The organism is Chloroflexaceae bacterium (assembly GCA_025057155.1).
Taxonomy (GTDB): Bacteria; Chloroflexota; Chloroflexia; order Chloroflexales; family Chloroflexaceae; genus JACAEO01.
The window spans coordinates 145,674-165,693 of sequence record JANWYD010000004.1 but is presented as its reverse complement, the minus strand read 5'-3'; the positions used below and the strand labels follow the sequence as shown (position 1 = coordinate 165,693).

Annotated in this window: 12 protein-coding genes; 6 read left to right on the top strand and 6 right to left on the bottom strand. The window is 66.5% G+C overall.

Annotated elements, in window-relative coordinates:
* Positions 1-64 precede the first annotated feature (64 nt).
* Together NZU74_04635 and NZU74_04630 are read right to left on the bottom strand one after the other, a co-directional pair.
* Positions 65-697, bottom strand: coding sequence for a hypothetical protein (locus NZU74_04635; GenBank protein ID MCS6880597.1), 633 nt, complete (start codon positions 695-697; stop codon positions 65-67).
* Between the two features lie 636 nt (positions 698-1,333).
* On the bottom strand, positions 1,334-3,049 hold the full coding sequence (locus NZU74_04630) for a hypothetical protein (GenBank protein ID MCS6880596.1): 1,716 nt from the start codon (positions 3,047-3,049) through the stop codon (positions 1,334-1,336).
* Positions 3,050-4,038: 989 nt separating this feature from the next.
* Here NZU74_04630 and NZU74_04625 point away from each other — a divergent pair.
* Complete coding sequence (locus tag NZU74_04625) at positions 4,039-6,126, top strand: polysaccharide deacetylase family protein (GenBank protein ID MCS6880595.1); 2,088 nt, start codon at positions 4,039-4,041, stop codon at positions 6,124-6,126.
* A gap of 56 nt (positions 6,127-6,182) precedes the next feature.
* On the opposite strand, the gene NZU74_04620 is transcribed toward NZU74_04625, so the two are convergent.
* The gene (locus NZU74_04620) at positions 6,183-8,402 is read right to left on the bottom strand and encodes a CapA family protein (protein MCS6880594.1); all 2,220 of its coding nucleotides are present in this window, start codon (positions 8,400-8,402) and stop codon (positions 6,183-6,185) included.
* A 425-nt stretch (positions 8,403-8,827) separates the two neighbouring features.
* Between NZU74_04620 and NZU74_04615 the strand changes: the two genes are divergently transcribed.
* Positions 8,828-9,862, top strand: a complete 1,035-nt coding sequence (locus NZU74_04615; GenBank protein ID MCS6880593.1) for a phosphodiester glycosidase family protein — start codon at positions 8,828-8,830, stop codon at positions 9,860-9,862.
* Between the two features lie 68 nt (positions 9,863-9,930).
* Here the strand turns inward: NZU74_04615 and NZU74_04610 are convergent, their stop codons facing one another.
* Positions 9,931-11,520, bottom strand: a complete 1,590-nt coding sequence (locus NZU74_04610; GenBank protein ID MCS6880592.1) for an LCP family protein — start codon at positions 11,518-11,520, stop codon at positions 9,931-9,933.
* A 72-nt stretch (positions 11,521-11,592) separates the two neighbouring features.
* Here NZU74_04610 and NZU74_04605 point away from each other — a divergent pair, with 72 nt between their 5' ends.
* Both NZU74_04605 and NZU74_04600 read left to right on the top strand, forming a co-directional pair.
* The gene (locus NZU74_04605; protein ID MCS6880591.1) at positions 11,593-13,926 is read left to right on the top strand and encodes a prolyl oligopeptidase family serine peptidase; all 2,334 of its coding nucleotides are present in this window, start codon (positions 11,593-11,595) and stop codon (positions 13,924-13,926) included.
* A gap of 57 nt (positions 13,927-13,983) precedes the next feature.
* Positions 13,984-16,176 (top strand): Gmad2 immunoglobulin-like domain-containing protein, encoded by a 2,193-nt coding sequence (locus NZU74_04600; GenBank protein MCS6880590.1) that lies wholly within the window; start codon positions 13,984-13,986, stop codon positions 16,174-16,176.
* Between the two features lie 84 nt (positions 16,177-16,260).
* Here NZU74_04600 and NZU74_04595 read toward each other — a convergent pair whose 3' ends face one another.
* On the bottom strand, positions 16,261-16,509 hold the full coding sequence (locus NZU74_04595) for a hypothetical protein (protein ID MCS6880589.1): 249 nt from the start codon (positions 16,507-16,509) through the stop codon (positions 16,261-16,263).
* A gap of 328 nt (positions 16,510-16,837) precedes the next feature.
* Positions 16,838-18,667: an NFACT family protein gene (locus tag NZU74_04590; protein ID MCS6880588.1), complete on the bottom strand. Its 1,830-nt coding sequence runs from the start codon at positions 18,665-18,667 to the stop codon at positions 16,838-16,840.
* 132 nt (positions 18,668-18,799) lie between these two features.
* On the opposite strand from NZU74_04590, the gene NZU74_04585 reads away from it, so the two are divergent.
* Together NZU74_04585 and NZU74_04580 are read left to right on the top strand one after the other, a co-directional pair.
* Positions 18,800-19,432 carry a guanylate kinase gene (locus NZU74_04585; GenBank protein ID MCS6880587.1) on the top strand — a complete coding sequence of 211 codons (633 nt, stop codon included), beginning with the start codon at positions 18,800-18,802 and terminating at the stop codon, positions 19,430-19,432.
* A 10-nt stretch (positions 19,433-19,442) separates the two neighbouring features.
* Entirely contained in the window at positions 19,443-19,994 is a 552-nt protein-coding gene (locus NZU74_04580; GenBank protein ID MCS6880586.1) for a GatB/YqeY domain-containing protein, read from the top strand.
* Positions 19,995-20,020 lie beyond the last annotated feature (26 nt).

Genomic DNA, 20,020 nt, shown 5'->3' with positions numbered 1-20,020 from the left:
GGGGAACCCGAGGTTCCCCGCATCCATGCTCGCGCGGAAGGACGTTCGACGCCTGCGGGCATGCCTAGCGGTACACGTCGAAGCGGACCGGGCCCTGGTAGCGCGAGTGCGAACCGAGGGTGAAGAGCGAGCTGTCGAACTCGTAGACCAGGGCGGCGTAGCCCGCGAAGGGAGGCGCCAGTTCGCCATTGCAGCCGGTGATGCGGCCGCGCAGGTTCACCTCGTGGATGCCCTCATGCTCCGGCTTGAGTTCGATGATGTCCACGTACCAGGCCTGGCCGGGCACGAAGTTGCTGGTACGCGAGCCGGAGAGGGCAAGCTCCTTTGACAGGGTCGTAACGTTGTTGGTGTCCCACGAGATGGTGTAGGGCAGAGCGAAGTTGGACAGGATGGACGCGGAGGTCGGCACGGGGAAGAACTCGTTCAGGTAGAGGATCGAGGCGACGTAGACGGTCTCACCCAGCCGCACGACCTGGTTGGGGGCGGGGAAGGGTGGAACGGGGGGCTTGAACGGACCGTAGGCATACATGTCCCACCACAGGGCCGGGCCGGCAATCTGAGGCGCTCCCCCGGCCATCATCTCGTCGTGGATGGCCTGGAGCTTCGCTTCAATCGCGGCGCGGATCTGCTCGGCCGACACCTCGATGGCGCCGCTCCGGCTCACTGCCAACTCGCCACGGGTTGCCACTGCTGTCATCGTTACACCTCCAGTTTGATACGTCTCGAGCGATGCCCGCTGCATCGTCACGGAAGCCAGGATAGGAAGCTCCGCTCACCGGCGTCTCAGTTACGTTGCTAACGGCCACACAAATCCGGCTCGCCGCTGATCAAGTGGAGTGATGAGTCATCTCTGAACGCTGCTTGCTGATCTTCACCGCGGAGGACGCGGAGGGTTACAGAGTCAGTCTGGGGTTGCAAGGGCCATTCGCAGAGCGACTGGATGGTCGTGGCGGGGGGCGGGGAAACCGGGTTTCCCCAGCTCCCAACCCGAAGGGTTGCGTTACCGTCGAAGCGCCCTCAGGCGGGGGCGTGGAGAAACCTGGTTGCGCCACCCTTCTCACCTTGAGCGAGAAGTGAAAGTTTCTGGAAGGGCCTGTCCTTCCCGTTCCGGGTGGTTCGTGACCGACCGGCGAGCGACGCTCTCGCACCCGTTGAGCGTTTCGTGAGCACCGGACGAGCGGGACCACGGGCGGCGATTGCGCATTCAGCGCGCCGTGAGCGTTTCCAAGAGCAGGCAAGGCTCGTCTGAGCGGAAGCTGTGCGAACAGCGGGCGAGCGTGGCCGGGAGATGGGGAAGGAGGCGGAGAGGAGCAGCGGAGCGGGCCGCCGGGGGCTATTCGACCGCGATAACCTGGCGGTAGAACTGTTCGAGTTCGGGAGAGGGATCCAGGCCCAGTTCGGTGCGCAGGGCATTGAGGCAGATCTGGTACTGGCGCACTGCCAGATGGCGCAGGCCCTGGGCCACATAGGCGCGCATCAGCAGCAGGTGGGCCTCTTCATCGCAGCGCTCCTGGGCGAGAATGCGCTGGGCGTACAGGATGGACGTAGCGAACTCGCGCTGGCCGGCGTAGTAACTGGCCAGGCGGTGCAGGGCCTCGCTGATCATGGCCTGATAGGTATGGCGCAACTCTTCGGCCCAGGCTTCGTAACGCTCTTCCTCCAGAAACTCGCCACGTACCAGATCCACCGCGGTTGCATAGGCATTCATCGCTGCCGCATGCTCGCCCGCCGCCAGGTGCGTCCGGGCCGCGGAGATGAGGCGCGTAAACTCCTCGGCGTCAATCCACATCATCGCCTCAGGATTCAGGTAATAGCAGTCATTGGCAAACATGACAATCGCCAGGTCGGGAGCCACGCGTTTGAGGGACTGGCGCAGACAGTAGATCGCCTGGTGCAGGCTGCGCCGGGCGAGGTCCGGCTCTGACTCGTGCCAGAACAGTTCGGCCAGCAACTCTTTCGGCGCCGGCGTAGCCCGACGGACGGCCAGGTACTTAAAGATGGTCCGGGCGCGGCTGCTCTCCCAGCGCTCCACCGGCTGGTCGTCAATCGTCACGCGGAAATGGCCGAAACACGTGACGGCGATCCTGGCCCCGCTGTGGGGCTGTGGAGACGGACGAAGCTCGACCTCAGGCGACATGCTGGCGGGAGGATCTGACGGATGGGAGGGAGAAGAAGAAAGAACCTGGGGAGTGGGGAGGGGTTCGGCGGAGGGAGCAGTATCTGGCGCGGGCGGCAGCGTCGCCGGTGAGGAGGGCGAAGCGCTGGCGAACGGTAGCGGGGGCGCCGTAGGAACCGGCGTCACAACGGGCGGCAAGGTTGCCGGACGGACCTGACCCGCCCGTAAGCCGCGCCACCAGCGCGCCACGCGCTGTCCCAGCGACATGGACGGCACTAGAAGTTCGGAGGCGGGCCCTGGCCCCAGGGTCAGCATCGGCGCCTGGACCGAACACAGACGTTCGCCGGTGTGAGCGCGCAGATCGGCGGCGGCCTGGGCCAGGCGTTTTTGCAGATCGCGTTGCACGGCCTGCGTGACCTCGGTGGCGGTGCCGGGTGCGATTAGACCGTGTTTGTACAGGTCTTGCCAGCGCAGGATCTCCAGGCACAGATGCGCCGCAGTCTTCAGGTCCGATGTCTGGTTGGCGGCCCCGCGCAACTCCAGTGCGCGCGCCGCATGCATCAGGAAGCCAGCGCTCCGCTGATAGTCGCCCTGCAGCACCATCAGCATGGCCATCTGCCAGGCGGTCAACCCGACCCCAAGGATGTCCTGCGCGGTTTCAGCGATGCGAATGGCTGCCGATACGCGGGCGATGGCCAGGGCCGTATCACCCACGCACCAGTGCGCCAGCGCCTGGCCGCTTAAGGAGCGCCACATCCCCGGCTGGTCGTTGTGGGCGCGAAACTCGGTCTCGGCGATTGCTAACGACTGGAGCGCCAGCAACCATTCAGAATGTTCAAGAAGCTCAATTGCTCGGTGGTAGTGTTCCCATCCCGGATGTTGCAGGCGCTCTCGCGAGTCGGGCGGAAAGCGCGACCGGGAGCCATCGCTCATACGCACCTCCTCTCGAGATGGAATGTTTCTGTTGTCGTTGTCCGACAGTCGAGTCGGCGACTTATATAACGATCCTGCAATCAACGGCTGTTAAGAAAACGGCTGGAGACCGGAAATTTGGGAAAGGCTGCGTCCTCCCAGGAGAATGCTGCTTCATCCCGTTGTGATCGGGCGAAGGCGCCCGGCGCCTCACAGGATAAAGAGACGGCTGTAGGGGCGTGGAGAAACCAGGTTTCCTCGCGCTCCTGTCCGATGGAAGTGTAGGGAGAGCTTCGTCTTTCCCGGCACACTCCTTGACGCCGCTTTACCAGTCGGTGAACAGAGTCTCCTTGCATTTCCGGCCTCCGCCCGGCCTCCCCCGGCAAGAGGCGACGCCAGGCGTCCTCACTTTAGCGAGGGAGGGGGCAGGGACGGACAGAACGCATGAGCTTCGAGGAGGTTTATGATGCCGGGATACACGATGTCATCCTCACTCTCTCCCCCTTCGGTTACGCTCAGGGCAGGCCTCTGCCGCGCGGGAGCGGAGAGGGCAGACCCGCGCATCAGGGCGTCCCGATGAGGCAGAGACCACTCTGGCTCGGAGGTTCTGTCAGCCCGCGAAGCGAGAGGGGACTGGGAATGGGGCGGATGTTTACCGAAAAACCCGGTTCACGGACTCATCGAGCGCCTGTGTTGATGTTGCCAAAGACAGGCAGGGATACATGAATAAGGTAGTCCTGCGGACACATTTCTTGCAGTTGCAGCCGCCAGGCTTTGCCATCTAAAGCCGGGAAACAGCGTCATGAAACCTGTTTTTGCAGTGCCTGCGCCGTAATGGCAACCCGGAAGGTTGCCCACAGTGTTGCTCCAGCAGCCAGCAAGGTTCCTCTCTTAAAACCCCTGACAGAAATTCATGCGCCAGGGCTAGTAAAGTTCTTGTTGGTATGCTATAGTAGCTCTACAAGTGTCAACCTTCACCGAGACAACCGTTAACGAATATGAGCTCTGCTGTGATCCCCTTTCAGCTGAGCGTCAGCGGGCGTGGTCCGGCGAACTATGTGGTGCGGGCCTTTGCTGCCGGGCGGGGGGCCGAGGCGCCCCTGGCCCTGCCCGACCCGCAGGCGGACCCCGATGCGCTGAGCCTGGCCGTCGGGCGGTCCTTATTTCCCAATCCGGTGCGGCAGTTGTTGATTGACGTGGCCCGGGGCGCCGACGAGGCCGGCGCGCGCATTCAGATCCAGCTCTATGCTGCGCCGGACCTGGCCGACCTGCCATGGGAACTGGCCACTCTCGGCCAGAGTCGCCTCTGGCGCCCCGCCGTGCGCGAGGATTACACGCTGGTGCGGTCGGGAGAACTGCGCCCGCCGCCGCGCCCTTTGCCCCTCAGCGGCCCGGTTCGCCTGTTGATCGCCTGCGCGCCCGATGCCGAAACGGCCATCGCCCCCCTGGGCCACGCCCTCGCCGAGGCCGCACGCTCCGGGCGCATGGTGATTGACCTGTTGCGCGACGCTGACCCCCTCGCCCTGCGCGAGGCCCTGGCCGAAGAACCCTGCCACATGCTGCACATCATCGCCGCTGATGCCTGGGGCCAGGGAGACGCCGCGCGTCTGCGGCTCGGACGAGGTCTGGACGGGGCAGGGCTGGCCAGCATGCTCTCCGACCATGCCGATCTGCGCCTGGTGACGCTGGCGGCCAGCGCCGACGCCGATGCTGCGGCTCTGAGCGCGGTGGCCAACCGCCTGCACGACGATCTTGGCATCAGCGCCATCGCCCTTGGCGGTCTCGATACCGCGCAGGTTGCAGCGTTCTGCGGGCCGTGCTACACGGCCATCGCCGCAGGCGACCCTGTGGATCTGGCGGTTACCGATGGGCGGGCAGCGCTGGAGGGCCAAGCGGGGGCATGGGGCGCGCCGCGCCTCTGGCTCGTGCCGGGCACTGAGGCGCTGTTCACGTTCGTTCCCCGTCCGGCGCGCGCGGAACCACCGCCAGAGGTTGCTGCCACACCCCCGCGCATGCCCGTCGGCGCGCCCCTGCGCCCGCGCCGCGCCGCGATGGCGATGAGTCGCGCCCTGCAAGCGGCGCGCGCGTTTGTGGTGGATACGACCACGGTGGGCAAGCCGATGAAACACCCGCCTCGGGCAGCACACTCGCACAATCCGCTGCTCCAGCCGCAACTGATCGCTCTGGCCGCAGCCATTCTGGTGCTGATCACCCTGGTGAGCCGGGTGCTGCCATCGAACGCTGCCGGGGACGAAAAACCAGGTCTGACGCCTGTGCCTACCCTGGGCCCGTCGGCCCGGCCGGGTCCGCCGCCCGGTCCCGCCAGCGTCCCCGAACCGCGAACCTTCTTCAGCACCGTGGTCGCCTCCGGTGACACTCTGGAAAGCGTCGCCCGGCGCGCCGGCAGCGACCCTGCCGCTCTCGCCGCCCTCAATCGTCTGGCGCCAGGCGAAGCGCTGCGCCCTGGACGGCCCCTGGTCGTGCCGGTCTACCACGACGGCGAGAGTCTGCCACCTGCGCCGATCATTAAACAGGGCAACCCCGACCAGCCACTGGTGGCGATGACCTTCGATATTGAAATTGACGACGCCAGCCTCTACGCCATCCTCGACGCGCTCGACGCGCGCCAGATCAAGGGCACCTTTTTCGTGACCGGTCGCTGGGTAAAGTCGTTCCCGGAGGCGGCGAAGGCGATCGTGCGTCGCGGCCACGAGCTTGGCAATCACTCGTTGACCCACCCGGCCTTCTCGGCCATTGGCGCCGACGGCGCGGTCAACGAACTGGCGGAAACGGAGCGCATCGTGCGCGAGATCACCGGGGCCAGCACTCGCCCGTACTTCCGCTTCCCCTACGGCGACTCCACCCCGCAGATGGTCGAGACGATCGGCCGGGCCGGCTACATCGCCTACCACTGGAGCGCCGACGACGCAGGCCTTCCAGCCTGGCTGGAGCGCGTCGCGGCTGATCCCGCCCAGGCCAGGGGGGCCATTCTCTTGCTGCACGGACGCCACAGCAGCGCCGCGGCGCTGCCCGGCTACCTCGATCGCATGAAGGCTCTGGGGTTGCAGCCGACTACGTTAAGCGCGGTATTGCGGTAGGGGAAAACGATGCAGGGCAAACCTGAGGCTTGCCCTGCGTTGCCTTGCTCGAAACGTTACTCCTCCAACAGACGCCGCAGCAACGCGTCGTCATCTTCGTCCGGGGCGGGCGGCGGCGGAACGGGCGGCGCCTGGCGGACGGTCGTGCCAGTATGGGCCGAGGCGCGGGTTTCTCGGGGCCCGCGGGCAGACGCATGCTGAACAGGGGAAGCAGGGGCCTGACCCAGCCGTTCAAAGGCGCTGCGTCGGCGCCGGTAGGCGCGCCGCCGTCGGGCGCCGTGGCGGCGGAAGGAGCGCCAGTCGGCCACCGCGAACCCCACCAGGGTTGCCAGCGCCACCAGCAGCGCGGCCAGAGCCAGCATCGGCAACCACCAGCCATCCCCGTTAAACCTCCAGTTGAACGGGCCACCGAACCACCCGCGCCCGCCATCCGCGGCGCTGCGCGGCGCTCCATCACCGTTCCGACCGGCGCGGTCCGTCCCCGCCGGGGCGTTCAGGTCAGTCGCCGGAGCGCCGGGGCAGAGCATAGCCACGCCACCGGCGGCCAGCAACTCGCGCCCGAGCAGGCCGAGGCGCACCTGATCGGTCAACGGCGCGCCGGGAGGGACGTTGGGCGCGACTTCAAAGCGGGCGCGCTCGAAGTACTGCACCGTCACGGGCGCGCCCGTCTCGGGATGATACTCGTTGAGCGGGCCGGAGATGGGATAGCCGAAGATGGGCAGACCGCCGAACTGCTCGTAGAAGGCCCGAAAGCGCGGATCGGCGAAGGCGTCTGCTGCTGCGAGATCGGCGCGCCGCTGGAGCGCCACGCCGGGGTAGCGGCGGGTGAAGGTCTCGACGCCGAGGAGCGAGCCAGAGACGCGATAGGGCCACGGCTCGGCGGCGTGGAGTTCGAGACGCTGCCGCTCGGTGTAGAGCACCGGCACGGGCGTGGCGCAATCACCGGCAGGCTCAGTCACCGGCGGCCCCAGGGGCAACCCCAGCACGGCGATCGCGTCAGTTAGCGGTCGAGGGACCGTTTCGCCCAGTGTGGCGTAGTGCTGGGCAAAGTCGCCGGTGAGCGGCGTTTCTGGCGTTTCGGCCAGGGTGGTCGAAGGGCATACCGGAATGATCGCGCCGGGCGCAGGCGGCTCCGGCGACACCTGCCGCAGGCCGCCGGGATCGCGCATAATCGTTCGCACGTGGGCGATCACGTCGTCGGCGCTGCCAGGCTGAATGGGCGCCGGGCGCGTGTCATTGTCAATGTGAATGATGGGCAGATAGCGGTAGCCCGTCACGCGCACGTGGCCGTCGGCGCCGCGGGCCAGCCCGACGTAGAAGATCACTGACGTGGCCGAGTAGGAGCTGGACTGAAAGGCGCCCTGGGAGGCCAGAAAGTTCGCCAGGGAGTAGATTACCAGCGTCTTGCGCCCGCCAACGTCAAGAATGTCCACCGGTTGCAGGGTATGCGACTGCGCGCCAATGATCACGTCGGCCCCGGCCTCGGCCATGCGCCGCGCGGCATCAATCTGGCTCTCGTGGGGGTAGAACTGATACTCGAAGCCGAAGTGCGCCGCGACCAGCACCAGGTCGGTCTCCCGGTCAGCCTGGGCGATGGCGTCGAGGATGCTCTGGCGCACGCCCCCCTGCTGGCCGTACTCAGTCGACTCGTACAGCAGATTGACCTGCCCGTGGGGATCGGGGATGCCGTTGGTGCCCCAGGTGGCTGAAATAAAGCCAATTGTCAGGCTAACGCCGTCGCGGGTGAGGGTCAGCGGCAAATACGGCGGGCGGACGGCGCCAACCGGGGCCGTGCCGTGTTGCAGGATGCCATTAGCCTCCAGCACGCGCAGGGTGGCGTCGATGCCTTCAGGGCCGCGGTCGAGAATATGGTTGTTGGCAGTGGAGACCACGTCAATCCCGGCGTTGCGCAGCGCCGTAGCCAGGGCCGGATTGAAGTTGAACAGGGGATAGCCGCTGATAGGGGAGCCTTCGAGCATCGCTCCATCGAAGTTGGTATACGCCAGGTCGGCAGCCTGGAGGAAGGGGCGCACGACATCGAAGAGCACGTCGTAGCCCTGGCTCTCGCCGACGGCCTGGATGTTGTCGTGGGGAAAAGTATCGCCGGTGGCTGCAATGGTGAAGTGGGTCTCGGAACCATCGCCCGCGCCGCACAGATTGGCGGCGAGCAGGGGCTGGTCAAGCCCGTCGGCGGGCTGGGCGCGAGCGAGCGCGCCCGGCGGCAGGGCAACGAGCAGCGCGAGCAGCAGCAGGGCGAGGGAGATTGGGCGAGCCATGCGCGCCTCCTCCGGCAGATGATCAGAACTTTTGTGCTATAATATCACATAACCGCGGTTCACGCCTACGTTACCATGTAGCACTGACGCAAGTATGCCCTCGGCAGGAGATCTGGAGCGGCTACGCCATCCGAGGGATTGGGTTTTTTGCCGGTTCTGGCAGCATAGGCGCGAGAAACAGCGAAAACCGGAGGCCAGGACTTGACCATCTGTAATATATGTTCACATCTGCCGAACACATTTGCACTGCAGAGGCTGTGAAGGGCTTCAAAAAGTTCACCCTCTACGTTCATCCGCGTGCTCGGCGGCGCATCTGAACATGCACCCTCTGCATCAACCTTACGCTATCATTCCGAGGTGACACGGGGAGGGCTGCGTTCCGTCTCGAAAAATCCTTTCGCCTCCTGATGGCACAGAGTGCTCGAATGTCGCGGCGAACCATCTATTTTATTGCCCAGATGTTCCTCGCCATCCTGGGGGCGTACTTCCTGTTTGCCTGGTTCACGCCTGACGCCACGGTGCTCTCGCGCTATGGGCTGACGGCGGCCATGGCGAGCCAGGCCGGAACGGAAGGTCTGGTTGACCATCTGGCGCCGCGGCGGGCGCCCCTGGCTGCCCACGAACGCCTGGAAGCGTTCAACCGCGAGAGCGCCCTGCAAGAGCGAGCCGGCGAGGGCCGGGTGGAATTTTACCGGCGCGGCGTCGGCGGCGGCGAGCTGTTGTACGCCGTGGCGCGCCTAGATGAGCGCGTGCACGTCGAGGTGATCAACGCCGACGGGGCCATTCCCGGCAGCGACGCCAGCGGCGACACCATCTGGCTCGATGGGCGGCGGCACCTGCAACCAGTAGTGGAGATGGTCCGCGCACCCTTCGCCGTCCGCGAGGGCATGGACCTCCTCTGGGCAATGGCCTTCGGCTTCCACGGCGCGGTGCGCACCTCCAACGAGGGCAGCGTGGTGATTAACGGCGTGGTGCATCGGGTAAACCCCTGGCGCGGCGCGCTGTGTATCACTGCCGACTGGCGGGCGATGATCGGTCTCTTTGACGCTGAGGAACTGCGGCGTTGCCAGCAGGCCGTGGGCGGCGGGCCGGTGATCCTCTGGAAAGGCAAGATCGCCAATCCTGCCGTCAGCGCTGAGACCGACGAGTTTCTCCCCTTCAATCCGCTGGGGGAGGACTTTGTGCAACTCGACTGGCGTATTACCGTGTACAGCGGCGCCTATCCAAAGACCGCCGTCTGCGTCGGCGATCTGGCGGGCGGGCGTTCGTTCCTGGTGCTGGCCAATTCCGCCGGCATCACGGGGGTGGAACTGGCGCGCGCCATGCGCGATATGGGCTGCTACGACGCCCTCGGCGGCGATGACGACACCTCTACCCAGGCGGTCTGGCGGGGGCAAGCTCTCTGGCCGCGGCCCCAGCGTCCCGTCCCCGATGCCATCGCCGTCTATCTGCGGCGGTGAGGCGCAACCCGGCGGATCGCGGTTGAGCGCAACCGGGAGAGTTGCGCTACTGGTTTCCCGCAGGGCGCTCATTCCCCTCCCTGCACAAACTGCGCCACCACGGTCTCCACTGCGCCCGGCAGGGGCAGCGTCGCATACGGGTCGCCCGGAATGGCCCCTTCATAGACCCGGTTTTCATCAATGGCGTAGCGTTCAATCATCTCCGGGGCAACGTTGCGGAAGGCCCAGGCCAGGCCGATCATCTGCTCCACGCTCAGATCGGTCTGGATATGGTCGCGCAGAGCGGTGGTGAGATCGGCCAGCATCTCCACCTGGCCGATCAGGTTCTGTTCGCGCACGCGCTGGAAGGCGGCGACGAGCACCTGTTGCTGACGCCGATTGCGAGCGTAGTTGCTGTCCATGTGGCGCATGCGGCTGTAGATCAGCGCCGTCTCACCGTCCATATGGTACGGCCCCGGCAGGAAGTGCGCCACCATGTAGCCGTAGTCCATGGTGGGGTAGGCCGGATCGTACAACTCTTGCTCGACCACCACGTCCACCCCGCCGATGGCGTCAATCGCGGCGATGAAGGCGCTAAAATCGGCGCGCACGACGTGATGAATGGGCAAGCCCAATAACTCGCTCACTGTGGCGCGGGCCAGTTCCATCCCGCCGCCAAAATACGGATCAGACTCGCCGTACACAGTGGCGGCATTGATGCGGGCGTAGCCGTAGCCGGGGATGTTCACCACCAGGTCGCGCGGGATCGAGAGCAGGGCGATACGCTGCCGGGCCGGGTCCAGGCGCACGACCACAATCGCATCGGAGCGGGTCTGCCAGCTCTCGCCGGGGCGGCGGTCGCTGCCGAGGAGGAGGATGTTAAGCGGCTCGCGGGGGATCGGCCGCACCGGGACAGTCGGCATCAGGGTGGGGAGGGGCTGCCCGCCGATCGCTGGCAGGCGCACCGGCGTGGCGCTGATTGCGGGCAAGGTGGGAATGGGCCGCCCGTCAATCGCCGGCAGGCGCACCGGCGTGGCGCCGGCGCCGATGGCAGGCAGGGCGGTCACGGAAAGGGTCAACCCGGGCGCCACGGCAGTAGCGAGGCCTGCCTCGGCGGGGGCGGCGCCGGTCGCCGGGCGAACGGGCGGCGCTGTCGGAGTGGACGGCAACGTCGCGACCCCCGGCAACGCCGGTGTCGCCACAACCGGGGGCGCGCCGGTCACCCGCATTGCTGCCAGATTGCTCTGGATGGTGTACGCAGCCACGGCGATACGTCCCACCACGAGACCCAAACCGGCCAGCAGGGCGATCGCCGCAACCCAGGCCGCGTAGCGCCTTTGGGCCGGACGAGCGCGCCCACGACTCGTGCGGGGCATAGGGGGAGGTAGCGGCGCAGGCGGGGCAGGTGGCGGCGACTCCAGCAGCAGCGCGGCGAGCAGCCCCAGATCCCCCGGATGCTCCCGATAAGCGCGGCAGGCGGCACAACGAGACAAATGGAACCCCAACGCCGCGCGACGCGGATCGGTGGACCCTGGCGCCACCCCCGCGTCAAGCAACTGCCGCGCCTCGGCGCACTCCATATCAGCGCTGCCTTCGCGCCCCTGCGGTGACGACCCATCAGGGGCAACACTTGCCGGTGTCGCCGAACCGTAAAGACTATTCGCTACATAGTATACCATTTTCCCCAAAAATTTGATATTATTTATTCGATTCTGCTTTACACTATGTCGTCATGTAAGGAGCACATCTCTATGCACCTCCCGCGGTGGTTGCCCCTGTTGCTGATCCTCGCCTGCTTGGCAGTCGTCGCCCCGGCCCAGGCCCAGCAAGCACGAAACAATGTCCTCAACATTGACGCCTCGCGGTCTGGCCAGCAGCAGGATCTGCTGGAACCCGAGGAGGTCGATCGTCTCGAACGCATCCAGACGCAGACGGCGCTCTACCTGCCCTTCAGCCCGCCCAGTCCCGACGACCAGACGATCCTCGTCGTCTCCGAAGAGCAGGTAGGTTTCATGAACCTGAGCGATGGGACGATACGGACGATTGACCCGGAGGCGTTCGGGCGCCTGACGCCGCTGCCGCTGGCAGGCTTCTCGCGCTTCGCCTGGCTCGACGGGCAGCACCTGGGGGCGCTGGCGATTGATGAACGCGCCGACTCCCTTCAAGAAGCCTTTGTCAAGTTGCGCATCAACCGCGACACGCTGAAGGTAAGCGGCGAACGGATCACCCTGCCGCCAGACTGCGATATCGTCTCAGTCGCGCCCGACCTTGATCGTTTTCTCCTGGTGCTCCTGCCGCCCGAAGCTGAGGAGGACGCGCAGATGGCGCGCCCGATCCGCGTGCCGATTGCCCGCATGGCTCCCGGCGCCGCCCGTGCGGAAGCAATCCCTCTGCCTCCCAGGCTGCAACAGGCTGTTGAGCGGATGCGTCGCCACCCGGCCTTCGATCATCTGTGGATGCGCCACGAGGGCGAGACAGGAGAGGTGGCCGCCACGCCCGAAACGCTTGACCTGACGCTCTTTGATCGCCGCGATGGCAGCCTGCGCTACATGACCACCGTGCCTGCTGCGTCGGTGCTCTTCGGTGAGACCTGGACGCGCGACTCGTCCCGGTTCGCCATATCAATTTTTGGCCTGTTTGACCCGGACCAGGAGCGCCCTGAGCTGGACGGGGCTTTGCTCTCCGAGCAGGTCTACCGCGACGTGACCGGCAACCTGGCCCCGTCCGAGAACCCCATTCTGCAGTACAACAACACCTACATGGTTGACTGGGCCAGCGGCGCGGTGCAGATCATCCAGCCGAGTGGAACGCTGCCGCCCATCCTGGCCGCCCATGCCTGGTCACCGGATCATCGCACGCTGATGGTCAAGGCCTGGCACCCGGCGCGCCTCAAGGGCCGGCGCCACCCGATCTACACGCCGCAGTTTTCGGAACGCACCTCGTTCCGCTTCTACGATCTTTCCGGCCAGGAGGTTGGACGGCTGGAGAGCGATCTGTTTAGCAGCGGGGCCTTCTCGCGCGCCGCGGCGGAATTTATCTCTCCCGACGAGATCATTTTCCGCGCCCAGAAGGGCACCGACCGCCACCCCTACTACTACAACCGCGTCAGCGGCGAGTTGCGTAACCTGGCTGACCGGGCCGGCTCGTACTTCAACATCTACCCCACCAATACCAGCCGTGAGATCGTCTTTATGTTCAGCTCCTACACCGAGCCGCCGGAGATCTACCGGCTCGGCTGGGACGGGCAGGGCCTCAAGCGCGTGACCTGGTTCAACGAGGAGTTGCGGCTGTTCGCCAATCTGCGCCAGGACCCGGTGCGCTTCACTCTGCGCAACGGCCAGACCCGCGTGGGCGTGCTCGTCCAGCCCGCCGATGCTCCGTTTCCGCCCCGTCATGCGCCGCTGGTGGTGTGGCAGGAGGGCGGACCGGGCGTAGCTATGGTGAACCGCTGGCTGGTGAACGTCGAAAACCCCTCCACGCTCCTGCCGGCCATGGGTTTTCCGCTGCTGATCACCCCACTGGCCGGGCGCGCCGGCTATACCCCGGCAGTCTTCAACGCCCTGGCCGACGGCAGCAACTTCGGCGCGCTTGACATTGACGAGCAGGCCGAGATCGTGCGCCAGATGATCGCCCGCGGCTGGACGCGGCAGGGCAGGGTCGGCATTACCGGCTGTTCCTACGGCGGCTACTTCGCCCTGCAGAGCGTGGTGCGCCACCCCGACCTCTACGCCGCGGCCAACCCCCAGTGCGCGTTCATCGATCTGATAACCGATTGGACACGCGGCTACGACCGACTGGTTCCCTACCTGCAGGGCCTGCCGCCCTACAACATCCCGGAGGAGTACCGGCGCGACTCGCCGGCCTACAACGCTGCCCGAATCAAGGCGGCGGTGCTCACGTTTCATGGCACCGAGGACTTCTTACCAATCACCCAGAACGAGAACCTGCACCTGCAACTGGTGAACCGGGGGTTGCCAGCGCGGATGCTCCGCTTCATCGGCGAGGGGCACGGTCTGGAAGATCCGGCCAACCAGCTCTACGCGGCGCAGGAGCAGGTGGCCTGGTTCCGCGCGTACTTGAAGTAGTGTTCCCGCGGTTCATGGCCACGGCAGCGACCGCCGTGGCTACACGAGGTGCCTGATATGTGCCGGTTAACCGCTCGTCCGCGGCGCGAGCTACGATGGCGCATCGTAGCGCTGTGCTGCGTAAGCCTGCTCCTGGCCGGTTGCGGGACCCTGGGCCGCCAGCCCACGGCGACGCCCGCCTTGCCGGGAGGCGCGACCCAGCAGATTACCATCCTCACGCCGTTGAGCGACTCCACCGTCGCCTCGCCCATCGCGGTGAGCGGTACGGTCGCCCTGCAACCCTTCGAGCGCAACCTCAATTACCGCCTCTTCGGCCCCGATGGGGCGCTACTGGCCCAGGGCTACTTCACCACCACGGGGCCGGAGAACGGCCCCGGGGCCTTCAGCGGCGCCGTCCCCTACACGCTGGCACAGCCGGGGATGGGACGGCTCGAAGTGGTGGAGATCAACGCGGCCGACGGCACGATCCGGGCGATCGCCTCGGTGATGCTGCGCCTCAGCGCGGCCCAGGCGCCCACCCCCGGCCCCGGAACAACCACGCCCGTGGCATCGCCCGCGCCACAGCAGGAGATCGTGATTGAGTCGCCCCCGCCGCGCACGGTGGTGGGTAGCCCGGTGGTGATCACCGGGCGCACGGCAAGGCTGCCCGCCGGCAACAGCCTGAGCTATGCCTTCCGCGACGCGGCGGGGGGACTGCTCGGCAGCGGCGCCTTCCCGGTGTCGGCCACGGCGGAGGGCACGAGCGTCTTCAACGCCTCGCTGACCTTCAACCTGCCTCCTAGCGCTGGCGACATCACCCTGGAGGTGTTCGAGCCGGGGGCCGGCGGCGCGCCGCCAGTGGCCCGCGCCAGCCTGGTGCTGGTCATCGCGCCGCCGCAGGCCATTCTGATTGACACCCCGCCGCCGGGCACTACTGTGGGCAGCCCGGTGGTGATCACCGGACGAACGGCGCGCTCCCCCTTCCAGGGCGCGCTGGGCTACCGCATCCTGAACGCCGCCGGCAATCAGATCGGCCAGGGCGCCTTCCCCGTCGCCAGCGCGCCGGACGGGCCGGGCAGTTTCAACGCCAGCCTGACCTTCGCGCTGCCGCCAGCGGGCGGGCGCATTACAATTGAGATCGTGGACCAGGACGCGAGCACAGGCCAGATCGCCGCCAGCGCGCGCATTGACCTGAACGTCGCTCCGCAGCAGCAGGCGATCATCATCGAGTCGCCGCCAGCCAACCAGCAGGTGGGCAGCCCGATGACGGTGGTGGGGCGCACAGTGCGGCTCCCGCTGGGCAGCCAGCTCACCTACCGGGTGCGTGACGCGCGGGGACAACAGATCGGCGCAGGGCAGTTCGGCGTGGCCGGCACCCAGGAGGGCGGCGGGCGCTTCACGGCCCAGGTGTTCTTCAACCTGCCGCCGGGGGGCGGGCCGATCACCCTTGAATTGTTGGAACTCGACCCGGGCAATGGCCAGGTGCGCGCCAGCGCCACCCTGCCGCTGGTGGTGGCCGGGCCGCCGCCGACCGCCACGCCCACGCCGCTTCCGACGCGGCAGGCGATCACCATTGAAACCCCGCCCGCCGATACAGTGGTCGGCAGCCCGGTAGTCATCACCGGTCGCGCCGCCCTGCCGCCGCAGTTTGGCGAGCTGTACTACGTCATTCGCACCCCGGCGCGCGAGAACCTCGGCCAGGGCAGCTTCCCGGTGCGCCCGGCTCCAGGCCAGACCGCCAACGTGCCCTTCGTCGCCTCGCTCACCTTCGCTGAACCGCTTCAGGGCGGGGCAATCATCGTCGAGATCTACGACCGCGACGGGGCAGGCCAGATCCTCGCCAGCGCCAACGTGCGGCTCCAGGTGCGACCGCGAGCCACGGCGACGCCGACCACGGCGCCGGTCGGGCAGGGCGGCAACCAGCGTATCACGATCACCGCGCCGGTCACCGACACGCTGGTGGGCAGCCCGATGACGATTGACGGGCAGGTCGCCCTGACACCCTACCAGGGCCGGCTTCTATACCGCGTTACCCACGGGGCCAACCGCGAACTGGGGGCCGGTGAGTTCACTGTCCCCCAGCCACGCATCGTGGGTGCGCCGATCATCTTCAGCGCCCAGCTCACCTTCACCTTGCCGCCGCAGGGCGGCCCGATCGTGGTGATGATCTTCGACCGCAACGACATCACCAACGTCATCCTGGCCGAGGCGTCGGTGCGGCTCCAGGTGGCGCCGCAACCTTACCCGCGACCGCTTCCGGGGGCGCCATAGTAGCGCAACCTTACAAGGTTGCGCACCTAAGGTTACGCTACTGCAACCCCGAAGGTCGCCCTGCGGCAACCTTGGAAGGTTGCCCTACTGGGCCAGCCGGCGGGCGACTTCCAGGACGCGGGCGCGTTCGCGGCGGTAAACCACCAGGAAGACTAGCAGCAAGAAAGGGATCAGCACCGGCCAGTGCGCGCGCTCGTAGCGGAGCTGGCGCGCCACGGCGCGCATCTGGAACAGAAAAGGGCGCCGGGCGATCTGGGTCTCGATCACCGCCTTTAACTGGCGCAGCCAGAGGCGATCCTGCTCGGTCTCTTTCGGTCTGGGGCGTTTGAACATAACAGGCTCCGCGCAGGAGGTCCGGGAGGGCGTCGCCCTCACAATTGCATCCCGTCTTTGTGCGGCAAAGCCGCATGGGTATTCACAGAGTTGGTTGGAGAGATATGGAGAAACCGGGCTTCCCCGCACCCCTGACCGGCTGGAGGTCGGCTATGAACTGGCGAAACCCGGTGGTCCCGCGCCCCTGCCAGGCAGAAGGGCTGACTATGATCGCGGGGCCACCGGGTTTCCCCGCACCCCTAACAGAGTTAACAGGGTTGGTTGTGATCTGGGGGAAACCGGATTTCTCCATCCCCCTGCCCGATTGTACCGAGGGCAACGGGTAGCGTCAACCCGTCCCGTCCCGGCTGATGGAGCCTTGCGCTGCGCCGCGGGCGCGCGGCGCTCGCGGGGCGACACGCAGGGTACGCTCGGCGCGGTAAGTCACCAGACCGGGGGGGCCGCCGGGCAGCTTGCGCACCAGGGCGCGGCGACAGACATCCACCTCCACCGCCGGCTCGGCCCGCGCCGGGCTAAAGTAGGCTGCCAGACCGGCGGCTTCCACCAGAGTCGTCTCCGGCACATCGCGCCCGCCGCAACGCACAATCACGTGACTGCCAGGGAGACCGCGGGCGTGGAGCCAGAGATCGTTGCCCTGGGCAAGGCGAAAGGTGACGTGTTCGTTCTCGAGGGCGCTCCGTCCTACAGCGATCTCCAGGCCGTCAGCGGAGAGAAGTTGCAGGGGTCGCAGGCGGGCGGGGCGGGCCACACGGCGCGCGGAGGCAATGCCAGTGGCTTCGTGGAGGTAGCCCAGTTCCTCGGCCTCACGGGCAAGTTGCTCGATCTGGTCGTAGCCGTCGCTAAGCTGCAGCAGAGCCTCCAGCTCATCAAGGCCGCGGATACGGTTCTCGACGGCTTCGAGCCGCTCCGGGAGGCCGCTGAGGGCGCTGCGGGCCTTATCGTAGGCGCGGAAGCGGGCTTGAGCCTGCTCGACCAGGTTCTGGCGCGGGTCGAGGGCGATGCGGCGTCCCTCCACTTCGAGCGCCTCCTGGCCGGGGCGCAGGGTATGCATGAAGGCAAAGATCATCTCACCCTCCCAGCGCAGGGTTTCCACCTCACGGGCCTTCTCCAGTTCTGCGGCGATCTGAGCGCGCTGGCGTTCGAGGCGCGCCCGCGCCGCTCGAAGCTGCCCGCTCAGGGCCTCGCGTCGCTGCTGGTGGCCGGTCAACCGCTCGTGAGCAAGGTAGAAACGCTCCAGGGCCTCGCTCATGCTGGCGACAGCGACGGTGCGCGGCAGATGGGTGAGGGCGTAGGGCGCGTAGGCCGCGGGCCGTCCCTCCTCGTCGAGGGCCAGAGTCGGCTCGGGAGGGGCGGCAAACAACTCGCGCAGCCGCGCCGCCAGGATGTAATGGGGCAGCGGCTCATCCACGCTGGCGGTAACGCGCCCCAGGGCGCGGAAGATCGCCTCGCGAGCCACCTGCGGGGAAACCCCGCGATAGGCCGCTACCAACGCTCGGGCCAGGTCGCGCTCGCGCCCGGTGGCAAGGGTGGCGATACCGGCAGCGGTAGCGCGGGCAGGGTCACGCTTATCGGGCGGTGGCGGCAATTCGTAGACGTGGCGCGGCAGCACCACCCTGCTGCTCATGCGCGGGGTGACGCGCTTGACGCTGTCGAGAATACGGTTATCATCATCCACCAGAATAATGTTACTGCGCCGGTCCTGCGGCTCGATAACCAGGTCGCAGCGCAGCACGTCGAGGGCGGTCGAGGGATTGGCATCATCCTCATCGGCCTCGAATTCAGCCTCATCAAAGTCAGGATCGCTGGCAGGCGCATTGCGGTTGCGGAAAGACAGTGGTTTGACTATACTTAACACAAGCACTCGTTCGAGCAGCGGCTGCTCGACGCCTACGATCCGCCCGCCCAGCACATATTTGCGCAACAGCAGGAGCAGTGGCGTCTCCTGTTCAACTCCCCGTGTGAGCCGCTCGCGTACCAGGTGCACGCGGGCCAGTTGCGAATGGGCCGACGCGAGCACCTGCACGCGCTGGCGGTGGGCGTAGACCTCCAGGCCCAGGCTGAGGGGACCGGTAAGGATCACCCGCTGCACCCGTCCGCCGAGCACAGTCTCACGCAGTTCATCGGCAACAGCGGCAAGCGTTAGAGCGTCAAAGTACATACGGGTTTCCACTACTACAAGACCCTGATGGTATCATAGCAAATCGTGAGTGCCAGTGATCATTTGTGACGAGGCTTCGCGCGGGCGCTGAAGCCAGCGACGGCACACCTGAAACGAGGACGCGCGCTACAGATGTCCCCACTGCTCCGCAATCCCCTGCTTGACGGGAAGCCACCCGTGCCGCTGCTGGTTGTCATCTCAGGGCCGTCGGGAGTGGGGAAGGACTCGGTGCTGATGCGTATGCGGGAACTGGCCTTCCCTTTCCACTTCGTGGTGACAGCGACGAGCCGGCCCATCCGTCCGGGAGAGATTGACGGCTACGACTACCACTTTGTCTCGGTGGAGCGTTTCGAGGAGATGATCCGCAACGACGAACTCCTGGAGTGGGCGAAGGTCTATGGCCAGTACAAGGGCATTCCTAAATCCGAGGTGCGCCAGGCAATGGCCAGCGGACGGGATGTAGTGCTGCGGATCAACGTTGATGGAGCAGCCACGATCAAGCGGCTGGCCCCGGAGGCGGTGTTCATCTTCCTGGCTCCCGCCAGCACCGAGGAGTTGCGCTGGCGGCTGACCGTGCGCCGCACGGAGAGCCCGCAGGAGATTGAGCAGCGCCTGGCTATGGCGAGCCAGGAGATGGAACAGGTGCGGCACTTTGACTACGTGGTGATCAACCGGGAAGACCGGCTGGATGAGGCGGTCGGGCAGATCCGGGCGATCATCATCGCCGAGAAGCAGCGCGTATTTCCGCGCCAGGTTACGTTATAGAGGTAGGGCCATGACGATCGACGAGCAACTGGCAGCCGATCTGAAAACGGCGATGAAAGCGGGTGACAAGGTGCGGGTTGAAGCGATCCGCAGCGCCCGCGCGGCCCTGCAGAGCGCCCGGCTCGAAGCGGCGCGGGCGCGCTACGAAGCGGCGGCGCGGACGATAGAGCAGCAATTCGCCCATGATGCCGCCGCGCGCGACGCAGCCCTGGCGGCGATCGAGGCCGGCGGTCAGGAGGCCCTCGATCCAGCCGAGCAGGTAGCGGTGATTGCCAAAGAGGTGAAGCGGCGCCAGGAGGCTGCGGAGATGTATCGCAAGGGAGGTCGGCCTGATCTCGCCGCACAGGAGGAGGCCGAGATCGCCGTCCTTGAAGCCTACCTGCCACGAATGCTGAGCGCCGAGGAACTGCGCCCCGAAGTGGCCGCAATCATCGCGGAGCTGGGACTGAGCGGCCCCGCTGCCATCGGCAAACTGATGCCGGTATTGATAGAGCGCTTCAAGGGCCGCGCCGAGGGACGCACCCTCAACCAGGTGGCGCGCGAGTTGCTTTCAGGCGCATGATTGGTACCTGTGAACGCGGCCACGCG